This window comes from Tabrizicola piscis (assembly GCF_003940805.1).
Taxonomy (GTDB): Bacteria; Pseudomonadota; Alphaproteobacteria; order Rhodobacterales; family Rhodobacteraceae; genus Tabrizicola; species Tabrizicola piscis.
Genome location: NZ_CP034328.1, coordinates 3,137,330 through 3,158,527, shown reverse-complemented (window position 1 = coordinate 3,158,527; position 21,198 = coordinate 3,137,330). Strand labels below are relative to the sequence as shown.

General features: G+C 65.8%; 24 protein-coding genes. 8 read left to right on the top strand and 16 right to left on the bottom strand.

Annotated features, from left to right (window positions below; translation table 11 throughout):
• Positions 1 to 11: 11 nt before the first annotated feature.
• Positions 12 to 2,015, bottom strand: coding sequence for an AsmA family protein (locus tag EI545_RS15335; protein ID WP_125326277.1), 2,004 nt, complete (start codon positions 2,013 to 2,015; stop codon positions 12 to 14).
• A 141-nt stretch (positions 2,016 to 2,156) separates the two neighbouring features.
• Here EI545_RS15335 and rimO point away from each other — a divergent pair, with 141 nt between their 5' ends.
• Positions 2,157 to 3,551 carry a 30S ribosomal protein S12 methylthiotransferase RimO gene (rimO, locus tag EI545_RS15330; RefSeq protein ID WP_125326276.1) on the top strand — a complete coding sequence of 465 codons (1,395 nt, stop codon included), beginning with the start codon at positions 2,157 to 2,159 and terminating at the stop codon, positions 3,549 to 3,551.
• A gap of 55 nt (positions 3,552 to 3,606) precedes the next feature.
• Here the strand turns inward: rimO and EI545_RS15325 are convergent, their stop codons facing one another.
• A complete protein-coding gene (locus EI545_RS15325; RefSeq protein WP_245990085.1) occupies positions 3,607 to 3,990 on the bottom strand; it encodes a PRC-barrel domain-containing protein in 384 nt (127 codons plus the stop codon).
• A gap of 124 nt (positions 3,991 to 4,114) precedes the next feature.
• Here EI545_RS15325 and EI545_RS15320 point away from each other — a divergent pair, with 124 nt between their 5' ends.
• Positions 4,115 to 4,477 carry a thiol-disulfide oxidoreductase DCC family protein gene (locus EI545_RS15320; RefSeq protein ID WP_125326275.1) on the top strand — a complete coding sequence of 121 codons (363 nt, stop codon included), beginning with the start codon at positions 4,115 to 4,117 and terminating at the stop codon, positions 4,475 to 4,477.
• Between the two features lie 11 nt (positions 4,478 to 4,488).
• Here EI545_RS15320 and EI545_RS15315 read toward each other — a convergent pair whose 3' ends face one another.
• From EI545_RS15315 to EI545_RS15295, 5 genes are all read right to left on the bottom strand, one after another.
• Positions 4,489 to 4,851, bottom strand: coding sequence for a diacylglycerol kinase (locus EI545_RS15315; RefSeq protein WP_125326274.1), 363 nt, complete (start codon positions 4,849 to 4,851; stop codon positions 4,489 to 4,491).
• A 93-nt stretch (positions 4,852 to 4,944) separates the two neighbouring features.
• Positions 4,945 to 5,319 (bottom strand): cytochrome-c oxidase, encoded by a 375-nt coding sequence (locus EI545_RS15310; protein ID WP_125326273.1) that lies wholly within the window; start codon positions 5,317 to 5,319, stop codon positions 4,945 to 4,947.
• Positions 5,320 to 5,420: 101 nt separating this feature from the next.
• Positions 5,421 to 5,780, bottom strand: coding sequence for a YigZ family protein (locus EI545_RS15305; protein WP_125326272.1), 360 nt, complete (start codon positions 5,778 to 5,780; stop codon positions 5,421 to 5,423).
• A gap of 74 nt (positions 5,781 to 5,854) precedes the next feature.
• Entirely contained in the window at positions 5,855 to 6,106 is a 252-nt protein-coding gene (locus EI545_RS15300; RefSeq protein WP_125326271.1) for a DUF6455 family protein, read from the bottom strand.
• A gap of 67 nt (positions 6,107 to 6,173) precedes the next feature.
• Positions 6,174 to 6,878: a M48 family metallopeptidase gene (locus EI545_RS15295; RefSeq protein WP_125326270.1), complete on the bottom strand. Its 705-nt coding sequence runs from the start codon at positions 6,876 to 6,878 to the stop codon at positions 6,174 to 6,176.
• Positions 6,879 to 7,040: 162 nt separating this feature from the next.
• On the opposite strand from EI545_RS15295, the gene EI545_RS15290 reads away from it, so the two are divergent.
• The gene (locus EI545_RS15290; protein WP_125326269.1) at positions 7,041 to 7,283 is read left to right on the top strand and encodes a hypothetical protein; all 243 of its coding nucleotides are present in this window, start codon (positions 7,041 to 7,043) and stop codon (positions 7,281 to 7,283) included.
• 6 nt (positions 7,284 to 7,289) lie between these two features.
• Here EI545_RS15290 and EI545_RS15285 read toward each other — a convergent pair whose 3' ends face one another.
• Positions 7,290 to 7,544, bottom strand: a complete 255-nt coding sequence (locus tag EI545_RS15285) for a DUF167 domain-containing protein (RefSeq protein WP_125326268.1) — start codon at positions 7,542 to 7,544, stop codon at positions 7,290 to 7,292.
• 171 nt (positions 7,545 to 7,715) lie between these two features.
• Here EI545_RS15285 and EI545_RS15280 point away from each other — a divergent pair, with 171 nt between their 5' ends.
• Entirely contained in the window at positions 7,716 to 8,819 is a 1,104-nt protein-coding gene (locus EI545_RS15280) for a class II histone deacetylase (protein ID WP_125326267.1), read from the top strand.
• Positions 8,820 to 8,883: 64 nt separating this feature from the next.
• Here EI545_RS15280 and EI545_RS15275 read toward each other — a convergent pair whose 3' ends face one another.
• Positions 8,884 to 9,729, bottom strand: coding sequence for a DNA/RNA non-specific endonuclease (locus tag EI545_RS15275; RefSeq protein WP_125326266.1), 846 nt, complete (start codon positions 9,727 to 9,729; stop codon positions 8,884 to 8,886).
• A gap of 156 nt (positions 9,730 to 9,885) precedes the next feature.
• On the opposite strand from EI545_RS15275, the gene EI545_RS15270 reads away from it, so the two are divergent.
• Together EI545_RS15270 and EI545_RS15265 are read left to right on the top strand one after the other, a co-directional pair.
• Positions 9,886 to 10,464: a nitroreductase family protein gene (locus tag EI545_RS15270; RefSeq protein WP_125326265.1), complete on the top strand. Its 579-nt coding sequence runs from the start codon at positions 9,886 to 9,888 to the stop codon at positions 10,462 to 10,464.
• Entirely contained in the window at positions 10,461 to 11,156 is a 696-nt protein-coding gene (locus EI545_RS15265; RefSeq protein ID WP_125326264.1) for an EI24 domain-containing protein, read from the top strand. Before EI545_RS15270 ends, EI545_RS15265 begins: the two co-directional genes overlap by 4 nt.
• A gap of 13 nt (positions 11,157 to 11,169) precedes the next feature.
• Here the strand turns inward: EI545_RS15265 and EI545_RS15260 are convergent, their stop codons facing one another.
• A complete protein-coding gene (locus tag EI545_RS15260; protein WP_125326263.1) occupies positions 11,170 to 11,439 on the bottom strand; it encodes a DUF1467 family protein in 270 nt (89 codons plus the stop codon).
• On the bottom strand, positions 11,436 to 11,840 hold the full coding sequence (gene mce, locus EI545_RS15255; protein WP_125326262.1) for a methylmalonyl-CoA epimerase: 405 nt from the start codon (positions 11,838 to 11,840) through the stop codon (positions 11,436 to 11,438). The genes EI545_RS15260 and mce overlap by 4 nt, the downstream gene beginning before the upstream one ends.
• 137 nt (positions 11,841 to 11,977) lie before the next feature.
• On the opposite strand from mce, the gene EI545_RS15250 reads away from it, so the two are divergent.
• Complete coding sequence (locus EI545_RS15250) at positions 11,978 to 12,679, top strand: response regulator (RefSeq protein ID WP_125326261.1); 702 nt, start codon at positions 11,978 to 11,980, stop codon at positions 12,677 to 12,679.
• A gap of 24 nt (positions 12,680 to 12,703) precedes the next feature.
• Here EI545_RS15250 and EI545_RS15245 read toward each other — a convergent pair whose 3' ends face one another.
• From EI545_RS15245 to EI545_RS15225, 5 genes are all read right to left on the bottom strand, one after another.
• A complete protein-coding gene (locus EI545_RS15245; protein ID WP_245990083.1) occupies positions 12,704 to 13,435 on the bottom strand; it encodes a GNAT family N-acetyltransferase in 732 nt (243 codons plus the stop codon).
• 74 nt (positions 13,436 to 13,509) lie between these two features.
• Positions 13,510 to 13,992, bottom strand: a complete 483-nt coding sequence (locus EI545_RS15240) for a DUF1993 family protein (RefSeq protein ID WP_125326260.1) — start codon at positions 13,990 to 13,992, stop codon at positions 13,510 to 13,512.
• On the bottom strand, positions 13,992 to 15,788 hold the full coding sequence (gene aspS, locus EI545_RS15235) for an aspartate--tRNA ligase (RefSeq protein WP_125326259.1): 1,797 nt from the start codon (positions 15,786 to 15,788) through the stop codon (positions 13,992 to 13,994). Before aspS ends, EI545_RS15240 begins: the two co-directional genes overlap by 1 nt.
• A 146-nt stretch (positions 15,789 to 15,934) precedes the next feature.
• Positions 15,935 to 16,543: an aminotransferase class IV family protein gene (locus tag EI545_RS15230; RefSeq protein ID WP_425471576.1), complete on the bottom strand. Its 609-nt coding sequence runs from the start codon at positions 16,541 to 16,543 to the stop codon at positions 15,935 to 15,937.
• On the bottom strand, positions 16,501 to 17,637 hold the full coding sequence (locus EI545_RS15225) for an aminodeoxychorismate synthase component I (RefSeq protein ID WP_125326258.1): 1,137 nt from the start codon (positions 17,635 to 17,637) through the stop codon (positions 16,501 to 16,503). The genes EI545_RS15230 and EI545_RS15225 overlap by 43 nt, the downstream gene beginning before the upstream one ends.
• 187 nt (positions 17,638 to 17,824) lie before the next feature.
• Between EI545_RS15225 and carB the strand changes: the two genes are divergently transcribed.
• On the top strand, positions 17,825 to 21,196 hold the full coding sequence (gene carB / locus EI545_RS15220) for a carbamoyl-phosphate synthase large subunit (RefSeq protein ID WP_125326257.1): 3,372 nt from the start codon (positions 17,825 to 17,827) through the stop codon (positions 21,194 to 21,196).
• Positions 21,197 to 21,198 lie beyond the last annotated feature (2 nt).

Sequence of the window (21,198 nt, the reverse complement as noted above, 5' to 3'; positions counted from 1 at the left end):
CGTCTGTCCGGTCAGTCATTGCCCAGGATGTCTTCCAGCAGCCTGCGGGTTTCATCCTCCAGCGCCTCTTCGGCACCGCGCACGGCCGCATCGCCAAGGCTTTCGTCCGGGGCGACCTCGACCCCCAGTTCCTCTTTCAGCCGCCGTTCCAGTTCGGCCTTGGCGCGGGCCTCAACCTCGGCTGCAGCGGCGCGGGCTTCGGCCTCCATCTTCTCGCGCGCGATGCTTTCGAGGTCGAGCCTGAAGCGCGGCTCGGCCCAGGGCCCGGTGATCAGCAGGGGCACCATCACGCCGCCACTGCCATCTGCCGCCGCCAGCGCCGTCGGCCGCAGCCGATAGTCCAGCGTCCGGTCGCCAAGGTCCACCTCGCCCGCGCCAGCGGCGGTCAGTTGTGGCGCGACCAGCTTGAGATCGCGGTTGGACAGGACCCCTTCGGCGATCGTGAAAGTACCCGCCAGCCCGTCAAACGCAGTTTTCTGGTCATCGCCGATATAGGCCGGGTCCAGCGTCTGCAGCATGGCGGCGATGTCCAGACCGCGCACTTCGCCCCGGCCAAGCTCCAGCGCGCCTTCGCCTTCAAGACTTTGCATGATCGCGGCCACCGAATTGCCGACCCCAAGGAACCGAAGGTCCAGATCCCCTGTCGCAACGACCCGGTCATAGCCTGACACGTCCCGCAACAGCGCCTGCAGATCAAGGCTGGCAAAGTCCAGCTTACCCCCCACCGACAGCCCGCCCCGACCGTTCACCACGAACTCGCCGGTGATCTGGCCGCCATAGGCCGCCATCTGGCGGATTTCTGTCACCGCCCGCGACCGGTCCAGCGTGACAAGCACGCGGGTCTCGCCCAGCGTCATCCCGCCCACGCTGACCGATGGTGCCACCAGCACCAGTTCGGCATCCAACGCACCCAGGGCCGAAACGTCGATCTCGTCCTCTGACCAACCGTCGGGCGCCGCAGACCCCGTCCGGGTGCCGCCATCCTCTGCCGACCCTGTGCCAATGACGACCGGCCCGGCGGTCAACTGGCCAACCAGCTTTGGCCGCGCCTCACCCGGCCGCAGATCAAGGTCACCAGTCAGCTGGTTTCCGTCAGCCACGATCGTCGCCCCGCGCAGAAAGACCGCGCCAGTGCCGTCCAGCGTGAGGTCGCCCGTCGCGGTCAGACGGTCCCTGCCAAGCCCCGGCCCCGGGGCAGCAAGCGTCGACCCAATCAGCGCACCCAGCGCCGGCAGGTCGCCCAGATCGGCCACAAGCGCGCCCTCGGCCACCAGCGGTGCCGTTCCGGCCCGCCCGTCAAACGACAGGGACGACCCGCCGGTCGTAAGGCTGGCTGTCAGCGGCACCACGCGCCCGGCGGCAAAGGCCGAAAACACGCCGCCCGTCAGGTCCATCGCCACCGGCTTGCCCGAAGCAAGGCCCGTCAAGGCCAGCGTAAACGGCCCCGCCAGATCCGGGATCGCCAGCGTGGCATCGACCGCGTCCAGCGCGATCACCCGGTCAGCCTGCCGGTCGATGAAGCGGATGCTGCCGCCCGTGATCGTGGCCTTGTCCAGCGTGACAGGCGTCGCCGCTGCAGGCACCACCGCAGCATCGCCTGTCCCGCCTGTTCCGTCTGCACCGGATGCCGCACCAAAGTCCCAACTTTCCCGCCCGTCCGGATCACGCTCCAGCACGATCTGTGGGCGGTCCGCCGTCAGCCCCTCGATCTGCACGGAACCGCCCAACAGCGCGCCATAGTTGATGTCGATCACCAGGCCTTCAGCCTGAAACAGCGGGGCCTCCGTCTCGGCCCAATCGGCATTGGCGATGCTGACAGGGCCGGTCGTCACCCCCAGACTGGGCCAAAGACGGGGCGTCACCTCGCCGGTCAGGGTCAGCTTGCGGCCGGTCATGCTTTCGAACTCGGCCGACACGGCGGCAGCCACCCGCTCGGCCGGAACCATCGCCAGAAGCCCAAGCCCAAGCAGCACCAGAACCGCCAGCCCAACCCCGAAACGGATGATCCAGCGCATGCAATCCTCCGGCAAATCATGGCGTTGGCTTGACTCTATGCCTCGCCCCCGGGCTTGCCAAGTCAGCCATCCCCCCCCGGCATCAAATGGCCGAGAGGGCCAGCCCTTCCCTCAGCCGCGCCGGGCCTGTATAGGGCGGAAATGTCCGAAAACCCGCCCCTCCTTCGCCCTGACCTTGCCCGCGCCCTTGTCCCCGACACGCGGCGCGCCCGATCGGACGGTTCGCGCCAACCCACCATCGGCATGGTCAGCCTTGGCTGCCCCAAGGCGCTGGTCGATAGCGAACGCATCCTGACGCGGCTGCGCGCCGAGGGCTATGCCATCAGCCCCGACTACAAGGGCGCCGATGCGGTGATCGTGAACACCTGCGGCTTCCTTGACAGCGCCAAGGCCGAGAGCCTTGAGGCGATTGGCGAAGCCTTGCAGGAAAACGGCCGGGTGATCGTCACGGGCTGCCTTGGGGCGGAACCCGAATACATCACCGGCGCGCATCCCAAGGTGCTGGCCGTCACCGGCCCGCATCAGTACGAGGCGGTGCTGGATGCCGTCCACAGCGCCGTGCCGCCCGCGCCAGACCCGTTCATCGACCTTCTGCCCGCAACCGGGGTTTCCCTGACACCGCGCCACTACAGCTATCTGAAGATTTCCGAAGGCTGCAACCACGCCTGCAAGTTCTGCATCATCCCCGACATGCGCGGGAAACTGGTCAGCCGCCCCGCCCATGCCATCCTGCGTGAGGCGGAAAAGCTGGTCGAGGCGGGGGTGAAAGAGCTTCTGGTCATCTCACAGGACACCAGCGCCTATGGGGTGGACCGCAAGCACGACCTCTCCCCCTGGAAGGGGGCCGAGGTGCGCGCCCATATCACCGACCTCGCGCGCGAAATGGGCAAGCTGGGGGCCTGGGTACGGCTGCACTACGTCTACCCCTACCCCCACGTGCGGCAGCTGATCCCGCTGATGGCCGAAGGTCTGGTGCTGCCCTACCTCGACATCCCGTTCCAGCACGCCCACCCGGATGTCCTGCGCCGCATGGCCCGCCCAGCGGCGGCGGCCAAGACGCTGGACGAAATCGCCGCCTGGCGCGCGATTGCCCCCGACCTGACCCTGCGCTCCACCTTCATCGTCGGCTACCCCGGCGAGACGGAGGCCGAGTTCCAGACCCTGCTGGACTGGCTGGATGAGGCGCAACTGGACCGGGTCGGTTGCTTCCAATACGAAAACGTCGCCGGAGCGCGGTCGAACGCCCTGCCGGACCATGTCGACGCGGACGTGAAGCAAGACCGGTTCGATCGCTTCATGGAAAAGGCACAGGCCATTTCCGAGGCGAAACTGGCCGCGAAAGTTGGAAAAGTGCTAGAGGTGATCGTGGATGAGGTCGACGAAGACGGCGCCACCTGCCGCACCAAGGCCGACGCGCCGGAAATCGACGGCAACCTGTTCATCGACGAAGGCTTTGAAACGCTGAAGCCCGGCGACATCGTCAAGGTGACGGTGGATGAGGCGGGGGAATATGACCTTTGGGGTCGGCTCCACTGACGCCCCCGGACTGTAAAAACCCCGGGCCTGTGCGGCCCGGGGCAATCTAGACCCATCAGATCCAGTAAGGTGAAACGCCGTAGTAGTCGTAGTTGCGGCGGGCGTAGTCGCGGTCATCGAACCAGCCTTCGCTGCGCTGCGGGGCACCTGTCAGCTGCTCTTGCGTTACGTCAGTGACGAAGCCAGCAAGACCGGTGTCAAAGCTCAGCTTCTTCCACGGCAGCGGGTGTTCGTCGCTGCCGATGCCAAGAAACCCGCCGAACGTCATTACCGCATAGGCGATCTGGCCCGACTGCTTGTCGATCATCAGATGGTCGATCTCGCCCAGCTGGTCACCGGACGGGCTGTAGACAGCCGTACCGTTCACGTCCGTGCTGGACACCATCGACGAGGGCGCGCGGTCGCCGGTTGCCCCTTGGGAAAATGCCGTATTCTGCATGTCGTCCTCCAGTGTTGTTGCCTGATGGTACAACCCCTGAGGGACGACAGTGTTCCAAGCTTTCGAACAAACATGCGGCAGCTTGCCCCCTGATCGGCGATCCCTTGCGCGCTATCTTTGCGTCATGACCAGCGAAACCCGCGTCCTTTACAACGACACCTGCCCGGTCTGCCGGTTCGAGATTGACGCCTACCGCCGCCGCGCGCTGGCGGACGGGCTGCCGATCCGCTTTGACCAACTGGACCAAGCCGTCGACTGGGGCCTGACCCCCGATCAGGCGGCGCGCCAGTTGCATGTCTGGCAGGATGGCCGTGTTTTGGCGGGCCTTGAGGCCTTTCGGGCGCTCTGGTCGGCCATGCCGCGCTGGCGCTGGCTGGCGCGGGCAACCGGCTGGCCGATCCTGCGCCCGCTGACAAAGGGCCTCTACACCTATGTCGCTGCCCCGCTTCTGTACCGGGCGCACCTGCGCCGCCAGCAGCGCGGCTAAGGTCCTCTGCCCTACCCCACCAGCACCACCACCCAAGCCACCCCCGCCGCAATCGCCGTCAGCGCCACACAGGCCGACCCGCAGTCCTTGGCCTTCTTCGCCCGCGGATCAAGCCCCGGCGACAGGTGGTCGACCACCTCCTCCACCGCGGTATTGATCAACTCTGCCGCCAGGATCAAAAGCCCCAGCGCCAGAACCAGCCCCCGTTCGGCCGCCGCAAGGTCCAGCGAAAAGGCAAGCACCGCCGCCAGCGCATTCGCCACCGTCCATTGCCGCAGCGTCTTTTCCGTGGCCCAGGCGGCGCGAAACCCCTCCCACGACCAGATCACCGTGTTTGCCAGCCGCTTCACCTCGGCCGCAAGAATGTCGCGCATCGCCGTGCCCCTGTTCCCCACATCCCGGAACAAGGGTAGCCCCGGACGCAGCACAGGTCGAGCGTCCGGGGCCTATGCGCAGCACCCGATGCCCTATGCCCGGCGCAGGAGGTTCACCAGCCAAAGAACTGCCCCCAGAAGGATTGCGCCCTCCAGAACCGGGAACGCCGGGCCGATGGTTTCCGCGGCAACTTGCCCCGACATCATCAGGGCAAGCCCGATCAGCAGCAGCAAGGACCCCACCTGATGCAACCAGAAGTGCAGGCGCGGCAAGGTCCCCTCGTCAAGGCCGGGGATCAGGCGGTACGCCAGACCAAAGATGGTCATCAGCGTAAAGCCCAGCAGGTTGATATGGGCATGCACCGGCGCCAGCGAATGGTCCCCGCTTGCGCCCATATAGGCCCCGAAAAGAATACCGGCGATCAGATACACCGCGCCGGTCAGAAGAAAACTGCGTGAAATGTCCATGGCTGTCCCTGAGGTTTCACGGGTCTTGTTGCCCGCACTCCAGTTTAGCAACCGCGCCCCCGGTTCGAAAAGGACATATGCAATATTTATTATCTGTACGCTCAGGCCTCCCGCAGTGCCGCCAGCGCGGCGCGGGTGCAGGTCACCACATGGGCAAAGCGGTCGCCCCCCAGATGCACGCCGCCGTACCAGCGGGTCACCACGACGATGCGGTCGGCCACCTCCTCACGCTCCAGCATCTTCAGGATCACGGCACCAGCACCCGCCTCGCCATCGTCGCCCTTCAGTGGCCCGCCCTCTGACAGGACGGCAGCCCAGCTGTGATGCGTGGCCTTGCTGAACTTGCGCCGGGTGCGCAGAGCGGCCAGAAAAGCGTCAATCTCGGCTCGGGTCCGCACCTCACCGACCGATGCCGCATAGCGTGACCCCCGGTCACGCACCAAGTCTTCAAGAACGATCATCGGCAAAGGCTACGCCAGCCTTGTGCCTGCCACCAGCCGATACTCTGCGAGCCCCTCAGGCCATGCTGGCGGCCTCAGGCGATCAACGCCTCGATCCCGGATTTGTTCGGGCAGAACTCCGGCATCGCCCGCTCGGCGCCCGACCGCATCAGCCAGGCTTCACAGTCCTGCCCCGCCCGGCACATGGCGCAGCGGGTGATCAGGTCTTCCAGCTCGGCGCGCTGCAGCCAGCCCTCGACCACGGCGCGCGGCAGATTGACCCCGCTGATCCGCGCCATCCCACGGGTCAGCCACCAGGCTTTCGGTGCTTCTGGGTATCCGATCATTGCCAGTTCCTCTTGGCTGTCATGGCCCCATGCTGCCCGGTGGCAAAGCTACCTGCCTTGACGCAGATCAACCGCCCGTCAGCCGCCGCACCGTGGCTGCCACCTGCGCCTTCCGTTGGGAATTCGGCGGATGGCTGCCCAGGAACTTGTCGCCCGGGTCCGGCAGACGGTCGAAGAACCCGCTGCCCCGCATCGGGTCAAAGCCCGCAATCAGCGCGATCTCGGCCCCCAGCGCATCCGCCTCCAGCTCGAACTCGCGCGAATAGGTGCGGGCCGCGACCTGCGCCCCCAGATCCTGCGCGGCACGCACTTCCTCCGGCGACAGGCCGTTCGCCTGCGCCAGCAGCCCGGCAAGCAAGGCCCCCGACATGGCCTGCTCCTGCCGACGCGGGATATGCCCGGCAATATGGTGGGCTGCCTCATGGCCCAGGACAAAGGCCAACTCGTCCGCGTTACGGGCATCCCGAATTAGCGCGAGGGTAAAGCCCACAACCGGGCGGCCCCGGCTGTCCAAGGTCTGAAACGCGTTCGGCGGTTGGCCCGGGCGATCATCCACAACGATCCGGAAATCGCAGTTTCGCGCCACGCCTTGGCTGCGACAGACCCGTTCGGCAACGGGTTCGACCGCCGCGACCACCTGCAGGAAGGTCAGCGCCTGCGCCCGCGCGGCCTGATCGACCGGTACGGGCGCAGCCACCGGCTCCGGTGGCGGGGCGATAGCGACACAGCCGGCAAGCGACAGCGCAAGTGCAGCAAACAGGGGCAAGCGCATGTCAATCCTCGGCGGGCCAGAGTTGGCATGTGTTAACGGTAGCAAATCGCGGCGCAAGGGAAAGGGTGGCTCACGCAGGTGTCATGCAGGACCGGGGCCGGAAAGTCCGACTCTGACCCGGCGGCAGTTGCCTTGCCGCGCGGCGACGTCTACCCTGATACCATGTTCACCATCGAGCACGAATTCGACGCCACCGTGATCACCCTTGTCGATGAGGGCGAAGACCTGCCGCTTGTCGAAGACGTGGTCATCAACGCCTTCGAAGATTGCGTCACGATCGACCAGACCGATCCCCGGACGGAAGAGGTGATGCGGATCACCCTGTCGCTCGGCCAGGTCCGTGATCTTGCAGCAGCGCTGAACCTGCCCGAGGGCAGCTACCGTCTGGAACGCCCGGCGGATTAAGCCCCGTCAGGGCGCATCCAGCCGGAACAGCTTGTCCCGCGACTTCGCCCCCCGCACCAGCACCAGCCGCGTCTTGGCAACCCCAAGCGCCTTGGCCAGCGCCTCCCGCGCCGCCTCGGTCGCGCGGCCATCCTCCGGCACGACGGTCACGGCTATGCGGATCTGACCGTCCACGACCGCCACCGCAGCGCGGCGGGCATTGGGGGTGACGCGCACCGAAATCTCGGCACCCGGAACGGCAAGATGGGCAAGGTCGGTCATCGCGACCGTGATGCCCTTGCGCCCCACCCTGGGGCAAGGGACAAATTTCTTCGAAGAAATTTGCCAAAATCCTTCGAAGGATTTTGTCCCACCCAACCCCGCGCGCAGATCTCTGCCCGTCTGGCCAAGCGCGCCAATCCTGCCTAGGCTGCCGTCAAGGGAGACCGCCACATGACCACCGCCTTCTTTTCTGACGAACGCTGCTTCTGGCACGGTGGCGGCAACTACGCCTTCACCCTGCCCGTCGGTGGCCTTGTCCAGCCGATGCCCGCAGGCCTGCCCGAAAACCCCGAAACCAAGCGCCGCCTGCGCAACCTGATTGAGGTGACGGGTCTTGCCCGCCACCTCTCCATGCGCGGAGCCGAGGCGGCAACGCATGCCGACCTCGCCCGGGTGCACCCCGAAAGCTACCTGTCCGCCTTCAAGGACATGTCCGATGCCGGCGGCGGCGAACTTGGCCTGCGCACCCCCTTTGGTCGCGGCGGGTACGAGATCGCCGCCCTGTCGGCGGGCCTTGCCACCGCCGCCCTGTCTGCGGTCCTGAAAGGTGAGGTGCGCAACGCCTACGCCCTGTCGCGCCCGCCCGGGCACCACTGCCTGCCCGATTTCCCGAACGGCTTTTGCCTGTTGAACAACATCGCCGTCGCCATCCGCGCCGCACAGGCCGCAGGGTTGGTCCGCCGCGTGGCGGTCATCGACTGGGACGTCCACCACGGCAACGGGACCGAGGCGGTGTTCTGGGAAGACCCCGACGTGCTGACCATCAGCCTGCATCAGGACCGGAACTACCCGCTGGATACCGGCGGCATCGAAGCTGTCGGCGCAGGCGCGGGGCTTGGCACCAACCTCAACCTTCCCCTGCCGCCCGGCTGCGGCCAAGCGGCCTATCTTTACGCGATGGACCGCGTGGTCCTGCCGGCGTTGGACCGCTTCAAGCCCGAAGCGATCATCGTCGCCTGCGGCTTTGACGCGGCAGCCGTCGACCCCCTCGGCCGGATGCTGTGCACCGCCGAAACCTTCCGCGCCCTCACCGAAAGGGCCATGGACGCCGCCGACCGGCTGTGTAACGGCCGCCTGACGCTGGTCCATGAGGGCGGCTATTCCGAGGTCTATGTTCCCTTCTGCGGCCATGCCGTGCTGGAACAGCTTTCCGCCGCCCCAATGACGGCACCCGACCCGCTGGCCGCAACGCTGGAAAAACGCCAGCCCGACGCCCGCTTTGATGCCTTTGCCAAGAGCTGGATCGACGACATGGCACAACTGCTGCCGCTGTAAGCCCGATTTCTTCGAAGAAATCGGACCGGAGTTTTCGAAAACTCCGCCCCCCGGACGCCGGACCTTACCCCTCGGGCGCAGGCTGGTCGCTGTTTTCCGGCGTGATTGCTTCGAAAGGCCAGACTGTCGGGCTGGTCTGGTTCACCAGTTTTGCCTTGTCCTTCACGGAAAGGCGGGGAAAGAACGTCAACCCGGTCCGCGCCTCGATCTCGGGCAGGGTGGACACTGGGGCGGTTTCCGGCTTGGCGTAGCCCAGCGTCTGCGGCAACACCAGCGCCAGAATGTTCAGGTTGCCGGGGCTGTCATAGGGATAGCGCTCGGGGTCGGCCAGGATCAGGAACAGCGCTTCGGGCACCGGCACCAGCCTGCCGTTCGGTCGTTCGATCATCGGCGGATTGGCAGCAAAGATCGGCCCGGTCAGCGCCCAGACATGCTTGCGCATCGGCGCATAGGCCTTGACGATCCCATGCTCCAGATTCTTCCAGATGCCACGGTTCATCGCACTTGCCTGCGGCACGATGTTGGACATGAAAAAGGTCTCGAACTGCGCCACCCGGCCGAACTGGGTGTTGATGGCAAAATTCGGCACCAGATGGCCCCGATCATAACTTTGCGTGCCAAGCTTGCGAAACCCCTTGGTGCCGATCCGCAAGCCTTCGGGCAAGCGGGGATCATCGTAAAAGAACTCGGGCCGCTGAAAATCCACATCGCGGACGGCAGCGGCCACCTGATAGGCCGCCCACAGGGCCTGTCCCCGGTCAGGGCAATAGCCCAGCGCATAGCCGTGATTGACGATGGTGGTGACCGGCGGATTGGTCGGCGCGTTTGCCGGGGGGCCGAACAGGCAGAAGAATTCAAGGAAATGCGCAATGGGGGCTGAGGCAGGCAAAATGCTGGAATTGTCGGTCATGATATCTCCGCAAGACTGAAATCAACGGGCGCAAATGCCACAACCTTAACACGAATCACGGTCGAAGTCGTGGCTTTCCAGCAGTTCTGACCGGCGGCTCTGGCGGTAGCCGGGACTTGGCCGTAAAGTCACCTTGCCCCTACGGATCAGGACCAGATGCCCGCCCGCAACCAAGCCGCTCTCGATTTCCTGCTGACGCGCCGGTCACACCCGGCCAAGCTGTTCACCCACCCCGTTCCCGACCGCGACCAACTGGTCGAGATCCTGACCGCCGCCCTGCGCGTGCCCGATCATGGCAAGCTGGAACCCTGGCGGCTGGTCATCCTGCAGGGTGCCGCCTTCGCCCGGCTGGCTGATCTTGCCGAAGCGCGGGCGCATGAATTGAACGGGGATGCCGAAAAGGTCGCCAAGGGTCGCGGCCAATATGACGTGGGCAAGCTGGCGGTGGTGGTGATCTCGTCCCCGAAACCCGCGCCCAAAGTGCCCGAGGTGGAACAGCGCCTGTCCGCAGGCGCGCTATGCTTCGGCATCGTCAACGCAGCCGAGGCGGCGGGCTGGGGGGCCTGCTGGCTGACTGGCTGGCCCGCGCATGACGCGGCCTTTGTCGCCAGCGCCTTTGGCTGCACCGAAGGCGAAAGCGTCGCGGGGATCGTGCATATCGGCACGCCGCCCCCCGATGCCCCCGACCGCCCGCGCCCCGACCTTGCCCGCCTGACCACCTGGGTCGACCAATGATCCTGAAGGCCTTTCTCAGCGCCCTGTCGCAGCTGGGCGACCGCCGCTTTCGTCGTGTCCTGGGGCTGGGTGTGCTGCTGGCGCTTGCCTTGCTGTTCGCCGCCTATGCCGGCTTTTTGCAGCTGATCTGGTGGCTGACGCCCGACAGCGTCGATCTCCCGATCGTCGGCCCGGTGACCGGGGTGGAAACCCTCCTCGGCTGGGCCTCGCTGGTGCTGATGCTGGGGCTGTCGGTGTTCCTGATGGTCCCTGTCGCGTCAGCCTTCACCGGGTTCTTTCTGGAAGAAGTGGCCCAGGCGGTCGAGGCGCGGCATTATCCCCACCTGCCCCCAGCGCGCACGATGCCGATGGCCGAGGCGGTGCGCCAATCCATCAATTTCCTTGGCCTGATTGTGGCAGTGAACGTCGTGGCATTGTTCATCTACCCCTTCGCCGGGCCCGCGGCCCCGCTGGTGTTCTGGGTGGTGAACGGTTTCCTGCTTGGCCGGGAATACTTCACCCTCGTCGCCCTGCGCCGCCTCGCGCCGGCCGAGGTAAAGGCCATGCGCCGCCGCAACGGGCTGCAGCTTTGGCTGGCGGGCACGCTGATGGCAGCGCCGCTGTCGATGCCGATCGTGAACCTCGTGATCCCGGTCTTGGGCGTCGCGACCTTCACCCACCTGTTCCACCGGCTAATGGCCGCCGGGCGCTAAGGCTGGCCTGTCGCTACGGCCCCATCCTGCCAAACCAGTCCAGATCGTCCAGCGTGATCCAGCCTGACAGGATCACCCCGCAGATCACCGCCCAGATCGGCGTGGCGATCAGCGTGGTCAGCTTCGCCTTTCTGCCCACGACCTCTTCCGCCGGTGCGCCCGGTGGGGTTCCGGGTTCGACATGGCCTTGCTCCCGCTGCGACACGGTGCGGATCTGCAGCACGACGAAGAACGTCATGAACCAGGTCACGGAATACATCACGAAGGCGGCGGTAATGGTCATGCCTGTTCCAGTTCCACCAGACAGCCGTTGAAATCCTTGGGGTGCAGAAACAGCACCGGCTTGCCATGCGCGCCGATCTTCGGCTCGCCGCTGCCAAGCACCCGCGCGCCGGTGGACTTCAGGTGATCCCGCGCCGCAAGGATATCGTCAACCTCGTAGCAGATGTGGTGAATCCCCCCGGCGGGGTTCTTTTCCAGAAACCCGAGGATCGGTGAGTTCTCGCCCAAAGGATGCAGCAGTTCGATCTTGGTGTTCGGCAGTTCGATGAAGATCACGGTGACCCCGTGGTCCGGTTCAGGCTGCGGGGCACCGACAGTTGCCCCCAACGCCCCGCGATACTGCGCGGCGGCAGCCTCAAGGTCTGGCACGGCAATGGCGACATGGTTCAAGCGGCCGATCATCAAGCGGGCTCCCTCCAGCGGCTGATCCCCCGGTTATGGGCACCCCGCCGCTGGTCTGCAAGGGCCAGCCCGTCGCAGGGACGTTAACCGGGTCTTTACCCGACCCGCGCAAGCTGCCCCGACTGACCGAGGATGCCATGCCCTTTCCCCCCGATACCCCCCGCCCGCCTTCAGCCCCGCCAACGGCGCTTTCTGGCGCAGATGCCCTTCCCCTGCGCGGGATCACCCTGCTGGTGGTCGATGACAGCCGCTTTGCCAGCGATGCGCTGCGTCTGATCTGCATCCGGCTCGGTGCGCGCCTGCGGCGGGCGGAAACACTGGCTGCCGCCCGTGCCTTTCTGGCGTCCCACCGCCCTGATGTGGTGATCGTCGATCTTGGCCTTCCGGATGGCCGGGGCGAAGACCTGATCACCGATCTGCGGCGCAATGGCGTTCCGGTCCTTGCCACCAGCGGTGATCCTGACGGTCGCGCGCCCGCACTCGCCGCCGGTGCCTGCGGGTATCTGGACAAACCCGTGCCCGGCGTTGCGGCCTTTCAACAGCTGATCCTTGGCAGTCTGGGCCTTGCCCACCCGCCACCAGACAGCGCGCCCCATGCCCCCGCGACGCCTGACACACTCGCCTTCCGCGATGATCTGGCGCGGGCCTCGCCACTGATCGGCGGGGCGGACAGCAGCTATGCCACCGGGTTCCTGCGCAGCCTTGGCCGCTCTGCCGGCGACCATGCGCTGGAAGCGGCCGCCCTTGCCGCAGCCGATGGTCCCGCCACCGGCCCCGGCCAAGCCGCCCTTGCCCGACTGGTCACCGCCCGCCTGGCCGAAATCCACCCCCTTGCCTGACCGCGGTATCCTTGCGCCTTCGCCTCAGCCCACCAACGCCGGATCGCCCGCAGCCCGCACCAATTGCGTCAGATCTGACAACCGCTCCCGCTGGCGACCGGCATGGTCGAAATTCCCCGGCGCAAGCCACACCGAAAACGCCTCGGACAAGGCCGGCCATTCGCTGTCGATCACCGAAAACCACGCCGTGTCCCTGTTGCGCCCCTTGACCACCATGTGGTTGCGGAACACGCCTTCGAAACTGAACCCCAACCGCTGTGCTGCCCGGCGTGACGGCAGGTTCAGCGCGTTGCACTTCCATTCGTAGCGACGATAACCAGCCTGAAACGCCCAAGCCATCATCAGGAACATTGCCTCGGTCGCGGCCACCCCGCGCTGCATCGCAGGCGCGATGCAGATGTTGCCCACCTCGATCGACCCCGCCTCGGGTGCGATCCGCAAATAGCTGGCGATGCCGCCACATTTTCCCGTGCCTGCGTCCCGCAGAACGAAAAAGCGCGGGTCTTCACCCGCTTCCCGCTCCCGCGCCCAGCGATGATAGGCCGAGGCTGAGGCAAAGGGCCCATAGGGCATGTAGTCCCAAAGCGCATCATGCCCGGAAAACGCCGCATGCAGGTCAAAGGCATGCTGGTCGGCCACAAGGGGTTCCAGCCGCACATGGCGGCCGTCCATCGCCGCCACGTCCGGTCGCCGCGGCGGCGTCCAGTTGGCAATCGGCTCACCCAGTCTGGCTTCGGTCAGTCTGGCGTCGGTCACGGCACTCTCCCCCTGCACAGGCGCAAAGGCTATGCCGGGCGGGGTTCGGCGCGCAAGGCCGCTGCATTTGAACCTTACCGGCCAACGTCCTGGAAGCTGAACCCTTCGGGATAGCTGTGGAACCCGTCGAAATCCGCCTTTCCCAGCGGGACCCCGGCAGACCGCAGCGCCGCATAGCCCATCGTCAGGTGAAAGAAGAAATTCGGCATCCCGTACAGGTGCAGGAAATCGGCACCGGTCTGCTCCAGCTCGGCAAAGCCTGCATGGTGCCGGATGATCCGCGACTCGGCCCCTTCGAAATCCGCCGGGGCCATCGCCCCAAGCATCGCCCGCGCCACGGCCAGCCTTGGTCCAAGGGCGGCTGGCAGGCTTGGCACCTCGCGCCCGGCAAGGGGGCAGGCGATGCGCAAGGAAAACCCGGCCGCCGTGGCGAACTGCTGACCTGCGGGAAAGGCATCGGCCACCTGCGCGGCCAAGGCTTCGGCCCCGGCCCGCTCTACCATCTCGGAAACCCGGGCAAGGTAGTGTCGGAACACGGGGACCGAGGCCTGATACATCAGCTGTCCTTCGGCACGACGCGCAAGCGCAACTCGCGCAGTTGCTCGTTCGTGGGGTCGCTTGGCGCGTTCATCAGCATGTCTTCGGCCCGCTGGTTCATCGGGAACATGATGACTTCGCGGATGTTCGGCTCATCCGCCAGCAGCATCACGATCCGGTCGATCCCCGCCGCACAGCCGCCGTGGGGCGGCGCGCCATATTTGAACGCCTTGACCATCCCGCCAAAGCGCTTGTCCACCTCACTGTTCGGGTAACCCGCGAGCTCAAAGGCCCTGTACATGATTTCCGGCTTGTGGTTGCGAATGCCGCCACTGATCAGCTCATAACCGTTGCAGGCCAGATCATACTGGTAGGCATAAACGTCAAGCGGGTTGCCCTGCAGCGCCTCCAACCCCCCCTGCGGCATCGAGAAGGGGTTGTGGCTGAAGTCGATCTTCCCGTCGTCGGTTTTCTCATACATCGGGAAATCGACGATCCAGGCGAACTTGAAGCAGTCCTTCTCGGTCAGCCCAAGCTCTTCCCCAATCACGTTGCGCGCGCGCCCGGCGATGGCTTCGAACGTCTCCGGCTTGCCGCCAAGGAAGAAGGCCGCATCGCCCTTCTCCAGTCCCAACTGCAGCCGGATCGCCTCGGTCCGCTCCGGCCCGATATTCTTGGCAAGGGGGCCAGCAGCCTCCATGCCTGACCCATCCTCGGCCTCGCGCCAGAAGATATACCCCATCCCCGGCAGCCCCTGCTGTTGCGCAAAAGCGTTCATCCGGTCACAGAACTTGCGCCCCACAGGTTCGCCCGACGGCCCCTTCGGCGCGGGAATGGCACGGACTTCGTTGCCCTCCTGCTCCAGAAGCTTGGCGAAGATCGCAAAGCCCGAGCCGCGGAAATGGTCGCTCACATCCTGCATCCGGATCGGGTTGCGCAGGTCGGGCTTGTCCGACCCATACCACTTCAACGCATCCCGATAGGCGATGCGGGTCCAGTCAGAGTAAACCTTCTTGCCCGGCGCGAATTCCTCGAAAATCCCCTGCACCACCGGCTGCACGGCGGCAAAGACATCTTCCTGCTCGACAAAACTCATCTCGATATCAAGCTGGTAAAAGTCGGTGGGCGACCGGTCGGCGCGCGGGTCTTCATCGCGGAAACATGGCGCGATCTGGAAATAGCGGTCAAAGCCCGCCACCATGATCAGCTGCTTGAACTGCTGCGGCGCCTGCGGCAGGGCGTAGAACTTGCCCGGATGCAGCCGCGACGGCACCAGAAAATCCCGCGCGCCTTCGGGCGACGAGGCGGTGATGATCGGCGTCTGGAACTCGGTGAACCCCTGATCCCACATCCGCTGCCGCATCGACCGCACCACGTTCGACCGCAGCATCATGTTGCGGTGCAGCTTTTCCCGCCGCAGGTCCAGGAAGCGGTAGGTCAACCGCGTCTCCTCGGGGTAGTCCACATCGCCGAACACCGGCATCGGCAGCTCATCCGCCGCGCCCAGAACGGTCAGCCCGGTGGCATAAACCTCGATCTCGCCGGTCGAGAGCTTCGGGTTCACCAAGGACGCATCCCGCGCCTTTACCCGCCCGTCGATCCGCACCACCCATTCGGCACGCACCTTCTCAATGTCCGCGAAAGCGGCACTGTCGCCGTCCGCGATCACCTGAGTGATCCCGTAATGGTCGCGCAGGTCGATGAACAGCACCCCGCCATGGTCCCGCACCCGGTGGACCCAGCCGGACAGCCGCACCTCCTGCCCGACATGGGCGGTGTTCAGGTCTGCGCAAGTATGGCTGCGATAGGCGTGCATTTCCGTTCCCCTTCCGAGGGCTTTTCATCTGATCGCGCCGATACACCGCGCCCGGGCCCCCAAGTCAACCCCAAGCCATTTTCTGTCTCCAAATATCCCCGCCGGAGGCATCCGCGGCTGGCGGCAGAAGCCTCCGGCGGGGATATTTAAGGACAGAAAATACCGGGGATCAGCCCCCGCACCGCATTTCCAACCCAAAGCCGGACATGCGGCAGGTCTGCAGCCAGCAGCACCTCCTCCATGCAAGCGATCTCGGCGCGCAGGACTCCGGGCAGCAGGCCCGAGGACAAGGGCGGCGTCCGCATCCCCTGCCCCCGATCAAAGAACACGGTGGTGATGGTGCCATCACAGACTTCGCCACGCTCGTTCTGGAAGACCATCTCGTCAAGGTCTGCGGGCATCGCCGCCCGCGCCTCCTCATAGGCCACCCGGTTCGTGGATTTCACCCGCAGCCAAGGATCGCCCGAGGCCAGCCGCGCGGGGGCCAGCCCGATCCGCCAGTCCAGTTTCGCGGCGGGCAAGGGGGAAGCCTGCCACTCCACCGCCCCCGCACTGTCCAGCGTCAGGCGCAGGCGGGCGGGGTGGTCGGGGCCTTCCGGGGCAAGTGCAGGACACGCCCAGCCCAGCAGCGCCGCACTGCGCTGCAGCCGGGCAAGGTGCAGCGGCCAGCGCGGGGCGGTCTGGCCATCCCACAGCATCGTCTCGATCAGCCTCAGCCCCGGCTGACGGCCGCCTTCACGAAGCGCGCTTTCCACAGCGCCTCCTCCCATTCCCCGTCGACCGTCGAGCCATGCGTCAGCCCCCCGCCCACATTCATCACGATGTCGCTGCCACTGACCGACAGCGTCCGGATCGCCACGCTGAAATCGGCATCGCCAGCCGGTGACATCCAGCCCACCGCACCGCAATAGACCCCGCGCGCCGCGCGCTCCACCGTGCGGATGATCTCCATCGCGCGGATTTTCGGCGCGCCGGTGACGGACCCGCACGGGAACAGCGCCGTCATCAACCCGGGCAGCGACGGCGGCCCCTCCAGCACGCCTTCGACGGTCGAGGTCATCTGATGCACCGTCGAATAGCTTTCGATGGCATAAAGTGCCGGAACCTTGACCGACCCCACCCGCGCCAAGCGGCTGATATCGTTGCGCAGAAGGTCCACGATCATCAGGTTTTCTGCCCGGTCCTTTTCATCGGCCAGCAGCCCCGCGATGATCACCGCATCCTCTGCCGCATCCTTGCCGCGCGGCCGCGTGCCCTTCATCGGGCGCGTGATGATCTTGCCGCCCTTGACCTTGAAGAACAACTCGGGCGAACGCGACACCACCACTGGCCCTACGCCCAGATCGACAAAGGCCCCGTGCCCCACTGCCCCCGTACGCCGGAACGCGCCATATAGGCCCAGTGGGGTGCCCTTGACCAACCGCGCCGCCATCGGAAAGGTCAGGTTCACCTGATAGCAGTCGCCGGCGGCGATCCAGTCGAACACCCGCCTTGCCGCATTGCCATAGGCGCGGCGGCTGACCAGCGGTTCCGGCGGGGTCATCGCCGTCGCGCGCCCCTCTTCCGCCGCCCGGGCCAAAAGCGGCCCGGCATCCTGCGGCCCGTCAAAGAGGCCCAGCGCCAGCAAAGGCCCGGGCCGTTTGCGCGGCATCAGATGCGCCAGCTTCGGTTCCAGCGCAAAGCCCGCCTCATAGGCGACATAACCCGCGATCCACGCACCCTTGGCCCGCGCCGCCTCGGCCCGCTGCAGGGCTGGCAGAACCTCCGCCGGGGACCAGGCGGCAATCACCCGCCGAGGCGCCTCAAACAGCGCCGGTTTGTCCGCCGGACCATGTTCCAGAAGGATCACCGCGCGCCCCCGTTGCCCCAAGGTCCAGATAGGCCGATCATCAGGACCGCGCCAGCCCATTTCCCGCCCTGCCAGCGCCCGGATGCGACACGCCCGATCAGCCGGGGTGCGCCTTGGTTTGCCCCTTGCGCCCCCCCGGCTTCTGTCTATAACCCGCACAATTTTGCGCGATAGATGGGGGCTGACCATGCCGAAGCGGACCGATATCCACTCGATCATGATCATCGGCGCAGGCCCCATCGTCATCGGTCAGGCCTGCGAATTCGACTACTCGGGTGCCCAGGCCTGCAAGGCGCTGCGCGAAGAAGGCTACCGGGTGATCCTCGTGAACTCCAACCCCGCGACGATCATGACCGACCCGGGGCTGGCGGATGCCACCTATATCGAGCCGATCACGCCGGAAGTCGTGGCCAAGATCATCGAAAAGGAACGCCCCGACGCGATCCTGCCGACGATGGGCGGGCAGACCGGCCTGAACACCGCGCTGGCCTTGGCTGACATGGGCGTGTTGGAAAAGTTCAACGTTGAGCTCATCGGGGCCAAGCGCGAAGCCATCGAAATGGCAGAAGATCGCAAGTTGTTCCGCGAAGCGATGGACCGGATCGGTCTGGAAAACCCCAAGGCCACGATCATCGCCGCGCCCAAGCTGCCCTCCGGCAAGTATGACATCGCCGCCGGCGTGGCCGAGGCGATTGCCGCCATCGAATACGTCGGCCTTCCAGCCATCATCCGCCCCGCCTTTACCCTTGGCGGCACCGGCGGCGGCGTGGCCTACAACCGTGACGATTACGAAGCCATCGTGAAGTCCGGCCTTGAAGCCTCGCCCGTCGCACAAGTGCTGGTCGACCAGTCGCTGCTGGGCTGGAAGGAGTATGAGATGGAGGTTGTCCGCGACAAGGCCGACAACGCCATCATCGTCTGCTCCATCGAAAACGTTGACCCGATGGGGGTTCACACCGGCGATTCCATCACTGTCGCCCCGGCCCTGACGCTGACCGACAAGGAATACCAGATCATGCGCAACGGCAGCATCGCCGTATTGCGCGAGATCGGGGTGGAAACCGGCGGCTCGAACGTCCAGTGGGCGATCAACCCGGCGGATGGGCGGATGGTGGTGATCGAGATGAACCCCCGCGTGTCACGGTCCTCCGCGCTGGCGTCAAAGGCCACCGGCTTCCCCATCGCCAAGATCGCCGCGAAGCTGGCCGTCGGCTACACGCTGGACGAGTTGGACAACGACATCACCAAAGTCACGCCCGCCAGCTTTGAACCCTCCATCGACTATGTCGTGACCAAGATCCCGCGCTTTGCCTTCGAGAAATTCCCGGGGTCCGAACCCAACCTCACCACCGCGATGAAATCGGTGGGTGAGGCGATGGCCATCGGCCGCACGATCCACGAGTCGCTGCAAAAGGCCCTCGCCAGCCTTGAAACCGGCCTGACCGGCTTTGACGAAATCGCAATCCCCGGCGTCACCGCAAACCCTGTCCCGGGCTTGCCCCGGGACCTCGACCCGGACACCCGCGCCGCCGTGTCCAAGGCCCTCAGCCAGGCCACCCCCGACCGCATCCGCGTCATCGCCCAGTCCATGCGCCATGGGTTCACCAACGACGAGATCAACCAGATCACCGCCTTCGACCCCTGGTTCCTGTCCCGCATCCGCGAGATCATCGACACCGAGGCGCAGGTCCGCAAGGACGGCCTGCCCACCAACCCCGAAGCCCTGCGCGCGCTCAAGATGATGGGCTTCACCGACGCCCGCCTTGCCAAACTCACCGGTCGGGACGAGGCGCAGGTCCGCCGCGCCCGCCAACGCCTTGGCGTCACCGCCGTCTTCAAGCGCATCGACACCTGCGCGGCGGAGTTTGAGGCGCAGACGCCCTACATGTATTCCACCTACGAACACCCCGCGATGGGCGATGTGGAATGCGAATCCCGGCCCACGACGGCGAAAAAGGTCGTCATCCTCGGCGGCGGCCCCAACCGCATCGGTCAGGGGATCGAGTTCGACTATTGCTGCGTCCACGCCTGCTACGCTCTGACGGCGGCGGGCTATGAAACCATCATGGTCAACTGCAACCCCGAGACTGTCTCTACCGACTATGACACTTCGGACCGCCTCTATTTCGAACCGCTCACCCTTGAACACGTCCTTGAAATCCTGCGGGTGGAGCAGGAGAATGGCACCCTCCACGGCGTCATCGTCCAGTTCGGCGGCCAGACGCCCCTGAAACTGGCCAACGCCCTGCATGCCGAGGGGATTCCGATCCTTGGCACCACGCCGGACGCCATCGACCTTGCCGAAGACCGTGAACGCTTCCAGCAACTGCTCCACAAGCTGAACCTCAAGCAGCCGCACAACGGCACCGCCCGCAGCCGCGATGAGGCCTTCAAGGTCGCTGCCGATGTCGGCTATCCCCTAGTCATCCGCCCCTCCTTCGTCCTTGGCGGCCGCGCGATGGAGATCATCCGCGACGACGCCCAACTGGAACGCTACATCACCACCGCCGTGCAGGTGTCGGGCGACAGCCCGGTGCTGCTCGATTCATACCTCTCCGCCGCCATCGAGGTTGACGTCGATGCGTTAAGCGACGGTAAAGCCGTGCATGTGGCTGGAATCATGGAACATATCGAAGAGGCCGGCGTCCACTCCGGCGATTCGGCCTGCTGCCTGCCGCCCCATTCCCTGACGCCAGAGACCATCGAAGAGTTGAAACGCCAAACCGTCCAGATGGCCCTCGCCCTCAACGTGGTCGGCCTGATGAACGTGCAATTCGCGATCAAGGACGGCACGATCTACGTCCTTGAAGTCAACCCCCGCGCCAGCCGCACGGTGCCCTTCGTCGCCAAGGCCACCGACAGCGCCATCGCCTCCATCGCCGCGCGGCTGATGGCGGGTGAGCCCCTGTCGAACTTCCCCCTCCGCGCCCCCTACCCCGCCGGCGTCGGCCCCGATACCGACCTGCCGCTTGCCGATGCCAACACCCTGGCCGACCCGATCACCCCGTGGTTCAGCGTGAAAGAGGCCGTCCTGCCCTTCGCCCGCTTCCCCGGCGTCGACCCCGTCCTTGGCCCGGAAATGCGCTCCACCGGTGAGGTGATGGGCTGGGACCGCACCTTCGCCCTCGCCTTCCTCAAGGCCCAGATGGGCGCAGGCACGATCCTGCCCGAAACCGGCCGCGTGTTCCTGTCCGTCAAGGACATGGACAAGACCGAAGCCCTCGCCGCCGCCGCCCGTGACCTTGTGGCAATGGGCTTCACCGTCGTCGCCACAAAGGGCACCGCGAAATGGCTGTCCGGCGCTGGCATCCCGACCGAAGCCGTCGCCAAGGTCTACGAAGGCCGCCCGAACATCGTGGACCAGCTGAAGAACAACGACATCGCCCTGGTGATGAACACGACCGAGGGCACGCAGGCTGTTTCCGACAGCCGCGACATCCGCCGCGTCGCGCTGATGGACAAGATCCCATACTTCACCACCGCTGCGGCGAGTATTGCTGCAGTGGCGGCGATGAAGGCGCGGGGCGAAGGGTACGGGGTGCGGACGTTGCAGGGGTGACT

Excerpts from the sequence above, each read along its gene's own strand:
- EI545_RS15240 (WP_125326260.1), bottom strand. The coding sequence starts at position 13,992 with ATGTATCAGGCCTCGGTCCCCGTGTTCCGACACTACCTTGCCCGGGTT.
- EI545_RS15265 (WP_125326264.1), top strand. The coding sequence starts at position 10,461 with ATGATCCTGAAGGCCTTTCTCAGCGCCCTGTCGCAGCTGGGCGACCGC.
- EI545_RS15300 (WP_125326271.1), bottom strand. The coding sequence starts at position 6,106 with ATGATCGGATACCCAGAAGCACCGAAAGCCTGGTGGCTGACCCGTGGG.
- EI545_RS15290 (WP_125326269.1), top strand. The coding sequence starts at position 7,041 with ATGTTCACCATCGAGCACGAATTCGACGCCACCGTGATCACCCTTGTC.
- rimO (WP_125326276.1), top strand. The coding sequence starts at position 2,157 with ATGTCCGAAAACCCGCCCCTCCTTCGCCCTGACCTTGCCCGCGCCCTT.
- EI545_RS15285 (WP_125326268.1), bottom strand. The coding sequence starts at position 7,544 with ATGACCGACCTTGCCCATCTTGCCGTTCCGGGTGCCGAGATTTCGGTG.
- EI545_RS15280 (WP_125326267.1), top strand. The coding sequence starts at position 7,716 with ATGACCACCGCCTTCTTTTCTGACGAACGCTGCTTCTGGCACGGTGGC.
- mce (WP_125326262.1), bottom strand. The coding sequence starts at position 11,840 with ATGATCGGCCGCTTGAACCATGTCGCCATTGCCGTGCCAGACCTTGAG.
- EI545_RS15250 (WP_125326261.1), top strand. The coding sequence starts at position 11,978 with ATGCCCTTTCCCCCCGATACCCCCCGCCCGCCTTCAGCCCCGCCAACG.
- carB (WP_125326257.1), top strand. The coding sequence starts at position 17,825 with ATGCCGAAGCGGACCGATATCCACTCGATCATGATCATCGGCGCAGGC.
- EI545_RS15295 (WP_125326270.1), bottom strand. The coding sequence starts at position 6,878 with ATGCGCTTGCCCCTGTTTGCTGCACTTGCGCTGTCGCTTGCCGGCTGT.
- EI545_RS15315 (WP_125326274.1), bottom strand. The coding sequence starts at position 4,851 with ATGCGCGACATTCTTGCGGCCGAGGTGAAGCGGCTGGCAAACACGGTG.
- EI545_RS15260 (WP_125326263.1), bottom strand. The coding sequence starts at position 11,439 with ATGACCATTACCGCCGCCTTCGTGATGTATTCCGTGACCTGGTTCATG.
- EI545_RS15305 (WP_125326272.1), bottom strand. The coding sequence starts at position 5,780 with ATGATCGTTCTTGAAGACTTGGTGCGTGACCGGGGGTCACGCTATGCG.
- EI545_RS15270 (WP_125326265.1), top strand. The coding sequence starts at position 9,886 with ATGCCCGCCCGCAACCAAGCCGCTCTCGATTTCCTGCTGACGCGCCGG.
- EI545_RS15275 (WP_125326266.1), bottom strand. The coding sequence starts at position 9,729 with ATGACCGACAATTCCAGCATTTTGCCTGCCTCAGCCCCCATTGCGCAT.
- aspS (WP_125326259.1), bottom strand. The coding sequence starts at position 15,788 with ATGCACGCCTATCGCAGCCATACTTGCGCAGACCTGAACACCGCCCAT.
- EI545_RS15320 (WP_125326275.1), top strand. The coding sequence starts at position 4,115 with ATGACCAGCGAAACCCGCGTCCTTTACAACGACACCTGCCCGGTCTGC.
- EI545_RS15325 (WP_245990085.1), bottom strand. The coding sequence starts at position 3,990 with ATGCAGAATACGGCATTTTCCCAAGGGGCAACCGGCGACCGCGCGCCC.
- EI545_RS15310 (WP_125326273.1), bottom strand. The coding sequence starts at position 5,319 with ATGGACATTTCACGCAGTTTTCTTCTGACCGGCGCGGTGTATCTGATC.
- EI545_RS15335 (WP_125326277.1), bottom strand. The coding sequence starts at position 2,015 with ATGCGCTGGATCATCCGTTTCGGGGTTGGGCTGGCGGTTCTGGTGCTG.